Origin of the sequence: Massilia sp. Se16.2.3 (assembly GCF_014171595.1) — a bacterium.
Classification (GTDB): domain Bacteria; phylum Pseudomonadota; class Gammaproteobacteria; order Burkholderiales; family Burkholderiaceae_D; genus Telluria.
Genome location: NZ_CP050451.1, coordinates 706090 through 717823, shown reverse-complemented (window position 1 = coordinate 717823; position 11734 = coordinate 706090). Strand labels below are relative to the sequence as shown.

Genomic DNA, 11734 nt, shown 5'->3' with positions numbered 1-11734 from the left:
TTGTGGTGGCGACAAGACAGCCCAGCATGCATGCAAGCGTCCGGCAGGCGTCGATGCGTTATCATTCTGGAAATACAGCCGTGCCCGCTGTGCATAATTTAAGGATGTTCATGAATGACGACGCTTCCGTAAGCCAGCGCATTGCCCTGCTGCGCTTCCTGATGATTTTCGGTATCGTGCTGCTGCACGCGCCGCCGTATGTGCCGATCGCGGAAGTGGCGAACAACCCGTTCGACCTGTTCAAGGCTTTCTTCCAGCACGCCGTGTTCCGCACGACGGTGCCGGTGCTGACCTGCATCTCCGGCTATTTGCTGTTCAAGTCAGGGCTCGACCAGACACCGGGCAAGCTGGCCAGCAAAAAATTCCGCACCATCGTCCTGCCTTTCCTCGTCTTCAACCTCGGCTTGCTGGCCGCGGCCCTCGGGCTCTACCATGGCCTGGGCATCACGCTGTCGAACGACATGATTCCAAAGGACGGGAAGGGCTGGCTGAACGCCGCCTTCGGCCTGACGGGCTCGCCCATCAATTACCCCTTGAACTTCCTGCGCGACCTGGTGGCGCTGATGATCGTGGCGCCGCTGCTGGGCTGGTTCCTGCGCAAGCTGCCCTGGGTCGGCCTGGCGATCGTCGCCCTGGTCTACCAGTTCAACCTGGACGGCCCGTTCGTGCTGCGCAACGTGATGTGGCCCGTGTTTTATGTCGGCGGCCTCGTGGCCGTGCGCGGCTGGAACCTGCGTGCGCTCGACCGCTACGCGCCCCTGTGCCTGGCCTTGTTCCTGGGGCTGTGCGCTTACGTGATCTGGTTCCGCGTCGCCAACACCAACAACCTGCGGCTGGTGGCGCCGCTCTTGATCTGGCCCGCCGCCGCGCTGCTGCAGCCGACCGCCTTCGGCCGCTGGCTGGGACGCATGAGCAAGTACAGCTTCTTCATTTTCGTCGCCCACGCCCCGGTGCTGCTGGCGACGACGATCGTCTATAAACCGTTCGCGGCCCACGTGCCGTATCCGGTCTACTGGGTGCTGGCGCCGGTGCTGACGACGGCATCGCTGGTGCTGGTGTACCTGCTGGCGATGCGATTGATGCCGCGTCTCTTCAGCTTCGTGATCGGTGCCAAGGCGCCGCCCACCGCGGCCCGCGTGCCGCCTGGCGCGGTGCTGGCCAAGGCCGAGTAAAGGGCTGGCAGCAAAGAAAAGCCCCGGCCACCTTGCGGCGGCCGGGGCTTTTTTACGTCGACGTCGACGGTTTAACGCGGCACGATCGCGAACTGCGGGCTGCTGCCGTAGTTCGGCTTGACGGGGCGGGCCGCAAAGGTGGTCCAGGCCTGGGCACTGTTCGGCAGGCGGGCATCGGTGGCATAAGCCAGGGCCGGCTGCATGTTGGCCGGGTAGCCCTGCACCGACGATGCATAGCCGGTCATCTCGCCGACCTTCAGCTTCAGGTAGGCCGCCATTGCCGGGCTGTTGCAGGCCAGTGCCAGGAACTCCGGCGTCTGCGTCGCCGCTGCCGCCTCGGCCACCGTCTTGTAGTACGGGCTGGTGGCCGTATCGCGGATGTTCATCGAATACAGCGAGGCGTCGATCCAGCACAGCTCGGTCATGCGCAGCACCGGTGCCTTGGCTTTCCAGCCCAGCAGGGTGCGGGCGCCGTCGAAGCCGAGTTCCGCCGCGTGGCCGACGGCCGAGGTAAAGAAGTCGTCCTGCCACGGCGCAATGCCACGCTTGCTCTCGTAGATCACGGCGCTGGCGGTATCGATGACACCGAAGATGTTGGCATACGCGTTGTTCGTGTACTGATTGTTATACCAGTCCAGGTTGCTCTGCAGGATGCGGGCGAAATGCGATTTCAGGCGGTCGTCGTCCGGCGTGATGTAGGCCGCTTCGGCCAGCGAACGCAGGCTCCATGCCTGTCCGCGCACCTGGTCGTTGAACAGCAGGCCCTGGATGTTCTTGCGGTAGCCCGGGTTCGACTGGAACACGTTGTACATCGTCCAGAACTGCAGCTCTTCCAGGTAATAGTAGTCGCCCGTCACCAGGTAAGGCAGGTAGGCAAACGCCGGCTGGTGCGAGGCGTCATGCTTGTTCGGCGTCTCGCAGGCCGCGCTGGTCACGCATTTCGGGAACGCTTCCTGCAGCTTGGTCGCCGGATTCTTGGTGTCGGTCGGGGTACCCAGGATCGTCATGTACGGATAATCCATCAGGCTGACCGGACGACCCGTGTTCTTGTCGCGGTAGTGCGCCGACCAGCTGCCGGCCAGGTCGGCGGTGCCGAGGGTGACCTGCTTGGCGCGTGCATCCATGCTCAGCAGGTAGGTCGCAGCCCAACCCGGCAGCAGGCCGATGTCGTTGCGTCCGCCGGTGCTCGGCATGTAGGGATTGGCCAGGCCCACGCCCATCGGTTCGATGGCGGTGCCGGTCCATTTCGCCATCAGGGCGGTATAGGTCGATTCCGGGGTGACGACGCTGCGGTCGAAGTTCGGCAGCGCGCGGCTGTCGATCAGGTAGGCCGTGTTGTGCTTGACATGCACCTGCGAAGCGTCGCCGCCCCACCAGAACACCTTGCGCCAGCGGCTGTGGTGCAGGTGGGTGAGCGCCGGCTTCGAATACACGACGGCGCCGCGCACCATGATCTCGGCATCATAGGTAAAATTCTGCGGGCTCGGCTCGTAGGCCCAGTCGTTCTCGATGGTGACGTCGACGCGCGCCTTCTTGATTGCGTCGTACCAGCGGATGGCGAAGCGTGCCGACAGGTGCGGATGCGCGACGCCGTCGGCGGTCTTCAAGGGCGCCGAGACTTGCCATTCGTTGGCGACGGTGCCGGACAGCCAGGTCTGGACAGCCGCGCCGCTCTTGATCAGGTCGTCGGCCGAGACGCTGTAGGCCGTACCGCCGATGCTGGCGTGCACGGAGGCGCTGAAGCCGTTCAGCAGGAGGGTCTTCGGGCCGAGGCCGGCCGCTTGCGGGGCGTTCGATCGCATCAGCGACATGGTGCGGGTTTCGCCGGTGGCCAGGCTCGGGACGATGCCCGAGACAACCGCGTGACGCACCGAACCATCCGGGTGCGTCGCCTTGACGTCGAGCTGCAACGCGACGCTCTGGCCGTTCTCGAACTGGCCGACGAGCGAGTCGGTCGGCTGCATATGGCCGACGGCAAACACCTGGCCGAAGGTCACCGGTACGTTTTCCTGGGCCACGCCAGCGGTATTCTGGAAGCGCACGTCGGTGACGGTGCCAAGGATGCTGTAGGTCGTCAGTGCCGCGGTCGTGTTTGAGGGCGCTACCACCGCCGTGGCGGCCGTACCGTTCGGTGCTCCGGCTGCGAGCGGGTCGCCGGCGGTTGCGCCAGGCGTACCGGAGGCGCCGGGTGCGATGATCGCGCCGGTCGGCAGGGTAACCGGGTTGGAGGTCGTCACGGTCGCTGGGACCGTAGGCGAGGAAGCCGTCGCCGCCGGGGTGGAAGTCGAACCGCCGCCGCCGCCGCCGCAGGCCACGAGCGTGGTTCCGAATACCGCGATTGCGGCAATTCGTATTGCAAAGTGTTGGAGTGGGAGTGTCATGACGTCATCGAGGAGTTACTGAGGAGCATAAATTATTGCTCCAAGGAATTTCCAAAGATTACGCCAAAGCAAAACTAAGGAACAGTAAAATCACTACCTCTGTTCCGTATTTCGCCCAAATACAACATAACGTTGTCGATTATTTTACGAATATTATTCGCTTTGAAAGCGAATTTTGCTGTATTTATCGTGTCTTTTTCGAAAGAGACGCAATAAAAAAAGACCGCCCTCAGGCGGTCTTTCAGCAACGATTGCCTTTATTCCTGATATCGCTCAACGCGAAGAAGCCACCATGAAGTCTACGGCAGCCTTGACATCGGCATCCGGCGCGCTCGAGCCGCCTTTTGCTGGCATCACGCCGGCCTTGCCCTGAAAACCTTTTAGTGCGTGTTCATACAGCACGGCAGTGCCTTGCTGGATACGCGGCGCCCAGGCGGCCTTGTCGGCAACCTTCGGTGCGCCGGCAATGCCGGCGCCATGGCAGGCGACGCAGGCGCTGTTATAAAGGGTTTTGCCGTTGGCGCTGGCGACGGCGGGTGCGGCGGCTGGTGCGGCCGCTGGTGCGGCAGCCGCGGCGGCGACCTGGGCCGTGGCCGGGGTACCGGCGATCGGCGAGGCGGTCGCTGCATTCTGCGCGGCTGGCGCGGCGGCCACTTCCGTCCCGGGTCGCAGCCGGTGCGGCAGCCTGGACGGCAGGAGCGGCCGGTTCCTTGAACTTGGCGCCGCTCTGGTTGGCCATGTAGACCACTGCGCGTTCTACTTCGACATTGTCCAGGTCCGGGTTACCGCCCTTGGCCGGCATCGTGCGGATGCCTTCGATGGCGTGCTTGATCAGCGTGTCGTAGCCCTGCGCCAGGCGCGGGCCCCAGTCGGCGGCCACGCCGATCTTCGGCGCGCCGGCGGCACCGGTGCCGTGGCAGGCCGCGCAGACGGCGGTGTACACGGCATTACCCGATTGCAGGACTTTCGGTGCATTGGCGTCGACCAGTGTGAAACCCTGTTCGGCCACCGGACGCAGGCGTGCAGCGACGGCTTCCGGGCCCAGGCTGTTCGTGCCTGCGCCTTCGAGCTTGTCGTTCGTGACGAACGCAACGAGCAGAATGATGCCGATGACGATTACCAGGAAAAATCCTGCGACGACGGCGATCAGCTGCTTTGGCGTCCGGATAAACGATTGTTCATTGTGTGCGTCGCTCATGATTTCCTTAATACGATTAAAAAAACCTGCTACCCGGCTTGTGCTTCCTGCATGACTTTTTGCAAAGGCCGCCAACAGGCGATTATAGTCTCAAAAGATTGCCTATGGCACATGCCGTGCGAGCGAACGTGGCGGTGCCGACAAAACTGTCGCGGCGGGGTGCGTCTTCGATGCGTGCGGCAGGGTGGGAGAGGGGACGGCCGCGGTGGCGTGCGGCGTTCCCGGAGACTTTCCATGGACGGCAGCCGTGAAAGACTGTATCCTTCGCATCGCTCAGGAGTTTCCCGTGCGGCTGTAGCTCAGTGGATAGAGTATTGGCCTCCGAAGCCAAGGGTCGCTGGTTCGATCCCAGCCAGCCGCACCACCTTCTTAGAGAAATCAATGAGTTACCGGGTCGTCGGTGGACGGCTTGCACCTTGACGACTTGTAATTATATCGGATCACTGCTCTCAAGCTGCTCTCGGGTCCGTATCTAAGCCTGAACTGTCTCAGCGAAGGGACACTTTCGTTTCTTCGTCGCTCCTGTCTTACTTGTGTTGCCTAGCACCTAGCTCAGGAACTACCCCAGATATAGGGTATAAGTCGCCCCCTCAGCAGTCAAAACATACCCCAAATCTAGGGTATGTCTCCCAGCAGCACATGCTAAATCTACCCTACCATAGGGTATATGTGCATTGTTGAAAGAAGAACGCACGCACCCGTTGAAAGTCTAGCAACACCATCAGGAATCGACTTTTGCCCCCCCCTGAATGCGCTGCTGGTATGTCCCTGACACTAAAAACGAGGGTATGCCGTTTCTTGCCGTTGTACCTATGCTTGGGGCAGCAAAAACAAAATTCAACGCGGCTTGTTCCAAGTGAATTTTTTGGACAGAACATTGTTCCCTAGTTCGTCTTGAATATTACATCTTATTGTTCGGTCACCGCTTTCAATGGCTATTTTTTCTAATGCTGACTCGGGAATGAAAATCCTATGCGCCTTTCGTGCCCCGAGGCTTAATGGAAATTCATCATCAACATCGTAGTATGAAAACCTAGACTGGACCCATCCGATGTTCCTAGGTATCTGCCGATACTTCAATATGTGCATTAGCTTTTCCTTAAGGCTTGGCTTCTTGTGCCTGTAAAGCAAGCGGGACGCCGAAAGATGGACCTCAAGGGGAGACATGTTTTTAACGATGATAAACGCGCCAAAGCGTGGCGTCTCCCCTTTGTCCGTTAGTCCGGGAAGAATAGTGACCTTGATTCGCGGTCGAGCTTGACGCAAATTCCAAAGAAAGACGAGTGTTGACAAAGCTGCTGCGTAGATTGCAAGATAGTCAGTGATCTTCAAGTCGATCCCTTGTAGTCGTTATGTGAACTCGTCGGCTCAAGTCTGTACCCTGTTGAAGTGTAGCGCAAAGGTCGAACAGTACCGAATGCACATGGATTCCTTGCCGTAAAAATTGTTGTAGCTGCTGTTCGACACCTTGGCCCGTACCGATATGGAAGTCTCTAAAGATCAACGCTGACCAATTTGTGTACGATACTTCCCACTTTGACGCTTCGTCCGCCTTGTTCATGTTCTTAAGGGTTCCATAGCAGAACATGGCAATGAATGCCCATATAGATGCGGACCCTACGTCATGGTTGAAGGCTTCTACTAGCCCATTGCCAATGGAAGCCGCGACCACAACACTTAGGGTTATACCTGCTATCGCTTTGCCTAGAACACTCTTCGTCTTCGTGCGATCACCGCCGTTGTAATAGAAGCTAACGACGGCACTACTAGCTTGTTGTTTCATGCATGCATGTAGTGCAACGCCGGTAAATTCTGGATCGCAGTATTGTCGATTCAAGACCAAGTTTGCAGCTTCATGGAGAAGTTCGTCCCCGTTGTAACATCCGGGGATGGGGTCGCCACTCTTCGCTGGTATGGTTGCCCTTGCAGCTTCCTCAAACAAACCGATTGCATAGACAAGATGGCCTGTCTCATCCCAGCTTTCCGGGGGGACTAGACGGCCCCCATGATCGTCAAAACCATCTTCAATGAAAAGCCTGCGGGTCTGCGGCTGTAGGCGCTTCCAAGCCTTTTTGATTCGCTTCATCCCGGCCTTCGTTCTGTTACCCCAAGCATCTTCGGATGAATCAGTCTCTACAGTTCGGTCATTCATGAGTTTCCTATTAATTTTAGCGCAGCAATCAGCATAGTATGTATCAACGGTAACCTGTTAGTAAACTATCAATTGAGGTTGTCGATTGCTCGCCGTCGCACGATGGACGAAGCAAGGCTAGGTATCTGTGACAGTCGTTATATCTTAGGTTCCGGCCAGTTATACGTGCCATAGAATGTTTCCTGAGGGTTCATAAGATATGTTTTAGCGCCAGCCCATACTAAGGGGCTTTCCTGGGACACAAGGCCGGGGCGGTCCTGTAGCTACCTAAGAGACATAGGGCCGGGGGGCCGTATTTGGGTATGGAAAAACCCCCTCACTCGTTGATTTCTCAACATCAACAACCAATGTTCGCCTAAACCCGACTTTTTGAAGTTGCCCGAAAAGGTGACCCTGGGGGGCGTTGTTCTGGCCTGATCTGTTTTTTCAAAGGGGCGACCAAGGGTCATCGTTGCTGATGCTGTTCTATTTGGTGGTGTTCCCTGCCCTATCCATCTACCCGCTTTCGCCATGGGAAATCCTGGGCATCCTTCAATGGCATTAGCCGTCATGTTGATCTACCAATGAACCCTGCCCTAGTGAGAGTCTGAGAACCTATCCCAAAAGTCTATCAATAGGATTGTGTTTTTGCTTTCGATAGGGTATTATCACTGCATCTAAGGGTTCATTGATAGGGAAACACCATGTTGATTGGCTATGCGCGTACTTCCACTGTGGAACAGGTAGCAGGGTTCGATGCTCAGTTGTCGGCGCTGAAAGCTGAGGGGTGTGAACGGGTCTTCCAGGAACAGGTTTCTTCGGTGGCCGAACGGAGGGAGCTTGAGGAAGCCATTGGCTTTGCTCGGTCAGGTGATGTGTTCGTTGTCACCAAGCTCGATCGCCTTGCTCGTAATACCCAGCACCTGTTGGAGATTGTTCAGCGTCTGGAAGCCAAGGGTGTCTCTCTCAAGGTCTTGAACCTCGGACTGGATACCTCTACGCCCACAGGGAAACTTATGCTCACCATGCTCGGTGCCGTTGGTCAGTTTGAACGGGAAATCATGCTGGAACGTCAAAAGGAAGGCGTAGCCAAAGCAAAGGCCGAGGGAAAGTACAAGGGTCGGAAACCTACTGCACAGGCTAAGAAGGCGGAGGTGTTGTCGCTGGTCGCTCAGGGGCTTACCAAGGATGCTGTAGCGGATAAGCTGGGTATCGGTGTAGCGAGTGTGTACCGGATGTTAAAGGCATGATTCAGGCGCTCCAGCGCACCTAGCCCTATGCCCCTACATTTCCCTGCTTAAAAAATATGCAAATATAGGGTGGACAAAAACGCTCTTTCTTTAAGAGAAGGGGAGCGCCCGAACACAACTGGAACTACGATCATTGACAGAATTACAATGCCCCTACGGCTGACGTATAGCCTCATAGGGGCCTTTTTTCGTCTTGTCTGACTCCCCATACAGGGTCTTGTTCGATTCGTTTTGAGAAGGGATTAGGGTGGCTCTGAGGGGAATTCCTAAAACCCACACCTAAGCTATACCAAGCCGTCCTGAGGGCGCTTGGCGAACTCGCTGTGAACCAACCCCACTTTCAAACGACAAGACCCACAAATGACCAAAGAAATTACACCAAAACTCGCACACTTTGCAGCGATGAACGCAATCAAGATCGCTAGGGCTGACAAGTTTGCGCTGTCCTTGCAAGCGCAGATCGAGGAACTTAAGGCTTCCGAACTCACGCCGCATCAAATGGCACACGAACTCAACGAGAGGGGCTATCGGACGCCGAGGAGGCACTACTGGACGTACAAGAGCGTGCAAGACGTCTGCGCCCGACTCGATGCGATCACGAAGACTGCTGTTGATACTGCCAATGCGGCTGACGCCACAACTTCTTTCTGAGCGGCTTGAGACCTGCCTGTTGCCACAGGTGGGTCGCGACGCTCCAATTCCGAATAAGCATTTCAAAATGAATGCCACACCTAACCTCGCATCCTCTTTCCTCGCAATACCCCTCTATGTAGAGCCGGTTGAGCCAATTGATCGTCCATTTAACGGGTTCAGAATCACAGCAACCGAAAAGGCTGCATTAGTTGTTTCCGAAGCGGCGCATCTGCTGCTTTCATACGAAGATTACCGTGCCCCACGCAAGCGTAAGCGCAAGGCGGATGATTCCGAGACCTTTACCAATCAAGTGCAAGCGTTAATCTGCGACTTGATCCACAGGGAATTAACGTGTCCTGGCGGCTGGCTTGCCATCTCGTTGGCGAACACCGCTTTAGGGTCACATGACCGATACAAATCAAAAGCAATCAGCAAGACTATCAAGAACGTGCTGGACTACATGACCGCTCCTGAAATGGGATACGCAGAACAACGCAAAGGGATATGGATGCCTTCTGACCGTAGCCATTGTATGTTATCGACGATCCGCGCAGGCGAACGGCTTAGGGATCGCATCATCGAGTACCGCCTGACTTGCGACGATTTCAAGTTAGACAAGATTCAGGAAACAATCATCCTTAAGGGTGCCAAGGAAGACCACAATGATTCCGGCGCATGGCTTCAATACACTGATACTGCCCAGACGAACACATATAGGGCTGATATGGGCTTCATCAATGAGTCTCTTGCAGATGCCGATATGAATTACATGCCGTGCGCCAAATACGAGCAGATGGTAGACGCGACTGATCGTCGCTTGCGTCGGTATTTCAATAACGGGTCGTTTGAACAGGGAGGACGTTTGTTCGGAGGGTTTTGGCAGAGCATGTCCAAGCGTGAGCGCCGAGGCATCGTTATCGAGGGCGACTCAACAGTAACATTAGACTTCGGACAAATGAACCCGCGGATACTTTATGGACTCGCTGGCAAAGACTACGATGGAGAAGACGCCTATACAATCCCTAGGCTTGAGCAATACCGTGATGGTGTAAAGGTCGTGTTCAATTCAATGCTGCACAGAACCAAACCGATGAAGAAAAAGCCGAGGGGAGCGGCAGAGTTGTTTCCTATGCACTTAAGTATCAGGGAAATTACCTCCAGTATTACAATCCGTCATATGCCGATTGCTGATCTTTTTTATCAGGGGATCGGTATGCGGTTGCTGTACGATGAAAGTAAGATTCTAGTGGAAGTGCTTACCCGCCTATTAAAGCAAGGCATCATTGCGCTGCCGGTTCATGACGCTGTTATCGTAGCTAGGGACCACCAAGAGCAAGCTACAGCGGTAATGCTTGAGGTCTTCAAGGAGAATACGGGGATCGACGGAGTTGTTAAGCTAGAGGAGGTCTCAGGTTGAGTATGAATCACATTACACAAAGCCAGCGGGACAGCCTTGCTCACATCGACCTAAGGAATGCTAGGTACCCTTATCTTTTCTGTTTAGTATGCGATACAGGTAAGCTAGTGAGCTAAGATATCTATGGGTATCCTTAGGGGGACTGATAAGCCATCCCCATTCACTGACCTTACTACGGCTGCGTATACGGTCTTGCTGATCGGTATGCCTTGAATCCTTTACAAGGTAACTCAAGGCTATTGAAGCGGATTTGTTGCGTCTAACTGAGCTTCTGTACCAATCCCTGCACATCAAGATGGGTGTAGCGATCCAGCATGGCCAAAGTTATATGGCCTGTTATCCGTGCAACCTCGATCACGTTCAGACCGCGTTCAAACAGTCTGGACGTAGCCTCATGTCTAAGATCATGGAAACGTACATGGTCCAATCCTGCGCGTTCTACGGCCCTCTGGAACGCTTGGCTGACAGATGAGGCGGCAAGCGTGAACACTGGCCCTGTTTTGCCCTGCTGCATGCACTGAAGCACCTGGAGGGCACGAGGGGACAGCGGCACAGTACGCGATAATCCGTTCTTGGTCTTCTCCAGATAGATCGAACAACGGTCAAAATCGATGTGTTCCCATTGGATGCTCAGTAGCTCGGATCGGCGCATTGCTGTCTCGACCGCCAACGGGACAATGTGTTTCAACTGTTCGGACTCCGTAGCTTGCACAATCAGATCAATCTGGTTAGGTCGAATGCGAGCGCCGCGACCACGGGGCAGTGTAGGCCGTGAGGTCTTCGGAACGCCATTGGGAAGAATGATTCCCCATTCGGTACTGGCGACCACGTAGGCGCGATGCAAGAGGTTTAACTCATGCGTTACTGTCTGTGGCGACCTCAGGGCAAGCCGTTCACGCTTGTACTTTGCGAGGTCCGTATGCGTGAGGTTGTGGACGTGATACGCCCCGAGTGCCGCAATCAACGGCTTCGACCGGGAAAGGTCCGCAGCTGAGTACGCCTTGTTTGGTGACTCTTCTGCAAGATACCGGGCAAGCATCTGACCGATGGATGTCGATTGCTTCGTGGTCTTCCCGACGAAAGTACCTCGGTTCATCTTGGACTCGACCTCGATACCCCATGCAACGGCTTCGGCCTTGGTCTCGAAGGTCTTGCTTTGCGAAGGAAAGCCTTCTTTGCGAACTTGGCACTTCCATTTGCCCCTGTACTGCCAGATACCAGCCATGCGACTTCTCCTAAGTCGCCGTCGTTAAACCGGGTGCTCTCACTGCTCTCACTGCTCTCAGACTGCTCTCGCGTATCCTTCGCATCGCTCAGGAGTTTCCCGTGCGGCTGTAGCTCAGTGGATAGAGTATTGGCCTCCGAAGCCAAGGGTCGCTGGTTCGATCCCAGCCAGCCGCACCACCTGACACCCCTCCTGCTTCACCTTCCCTTTGTAATGCAAGATGCTGCCGGCGTGCTACCCGGCCTGGCATTGCGTCACGCCGTTTGTCGCCATGACAAGCTGGCACGATAAAGTGCGCAGCACAGCGTGCGCACTACAGCGTTCGCA

8 protein-coding genes, 2 tRNA genes and 1 pseudogene are annotated in these 11734 nt (G+C 56.3%); 6 read left to right on the top strand and 5 right to left on the bottom strand.

The window, feature by feature from the left end; translation table 11 throughout:
* The first annotated feature begins 110 nt into the window (after nucleotides 1-110).
* Entirely contained in the window at nucleotides 111-1172 is a 1062-nt protein-coding gene (locus G4G31_RS03380) for an acyltransferase (RefSeq protein ID WP_182990288.1), read from the top strand.
* A 71-nt stretch (nucleotides 1173-1243) separates the two neighbouring features.
* Here G4G31_RS03380 and G4G31_RS03375 read toward each other — a convergent pair whose 3' ends face one another.
* Together G4G31_RS03375 and G4G31_RS03370 are read right to left on the bottom strand one after the other, a co-directional pair.
* Complete coding sequence (locus G4G31_RS03375; protein ID WP_229425326.1) at nucleotides 1244-3409, bottom strand: hypothetical protein; 2166 nt, start codon at nucleotides 3407-3409, stop codon at nucleotides 1244-1246.
* A gap of 417 nt (nucleotides 3410-3826) precedes the next feature.
* A pseudogene (locus tag G4G31_RS03370) lies at nucleotides 3827-4751 on the bottom strand (cytochrome c5 family protein).
* Nucleotides 4752-5039: 288 nt separating this feature from the next.
* On the opposite strand from G4G31_RS03370, the gene G4G31_RS03365 reads away from it, so the two are divergent.
* Nucleotides 5040-5115 (top strand) — tRNA-Arg (locus G4G31_RS03365).
* Nucleotides 5116-5588: 473 nt separating this feature from the next.
* Here the strand turns inward: G4G31_RS03365 and G4G31_RS03360 are convergent.
* Nucleotides 5589-6083: a hypothetical protein gene (locus tag G4G31_RS03360; RefSeq protein ID WP_182990286.1), complete on the bottom strand. Its 495-nt coding sequence runs from the start codon at nucleotides 6081-6083 to the stop codon at nucleotides 5589-5591.
* Nucleotides 6070-6837, bottom strand: a complete 768-nt coding sequence (locus G4G31_RS03355; RefSeq protein ID WP_182990285.1) for a hypothetical protein — start codon at nucleotides 6835-6837, stop codon at nucleotides 6070-6072. Before G4G31_RS03355 ends, G4G31_RS03360 begins: the two co-directional genes overlap by 14 nt.
* 749 nt (nucleotides 6838-7586) lie before the next feature.
* Between G4G31_RS03355 and G4G31_RS03350 the strand changes: the two genes are divergently transcribed.
* The 3 genes from G4G31_RS03350 to G4G31_RS03340 all read left to right on the top strand — a co-directional run bounded on the left by G4G31_RS03350 (nucleotide 7587) and on the right by G4G31_RS03340 (nucleotide 10182).
* The gene (locus G4G31_RS03350; RefSeq protein ID WP_182990284.1) at nucleotides 7587-8132 is read left to right on the top strand and encodes a recombinase family protein; all 546 of its coding nucleotides are present in this window, start codon (nucleotides 7587-7589) and stop codon (nucleotides 8130-8132) included.
* Between the two features lie 360 nt (nucleotides 8133-8492).
* Entirely contained in the window at nucleotides 8493-8783 is a 291-nt protein-coding gene (locus G4G31_RS03345; RefSeq protein ID WP_182990283.1) for a hypothetical protein, read from the top strand.
* A gap of 67 nt (nucleotides 8784-8850) precedes the next feature.
* Nucleotides 8851-10182 (top strand): hypothetical protein, encoded by a 1332-nt coding sequence (locus G4G31_RS03340; RefSeq protein WP_182990282.1) that lies wholly within the window; start codon nucleotides 8851-8853, stop codon nucleotides 10180-10182.
* Between the two features lie 259 nt (nucleotides 10183-10441).
* Here the strand turns inward: G4G31_RS03340 and G4G31_RS03335 are convergent, their stop codons facing one another.
* Entirely contained in the window at nucleotides 10442-11407 is a 966-nt protein-coding gene (locus G4G31_RS03335) for a site-specific integrase (protein ID WP_182990281.1), read from the bottom strand.
* A gap of 103 nt (nucleotides 11408-11510) precedes the next feature.
* Between G4G31_RS03335 and G4G31_RS03330 the strand changes: the two genes are divergently transcribed.
* Nucleotides 11511-11586: transfer RNA gene (locus G4G31_RS03330), tRNA-Arg, on the top strand.
* Nucleotides 11587-11734 lie beyond the last annotated feature (148 nt).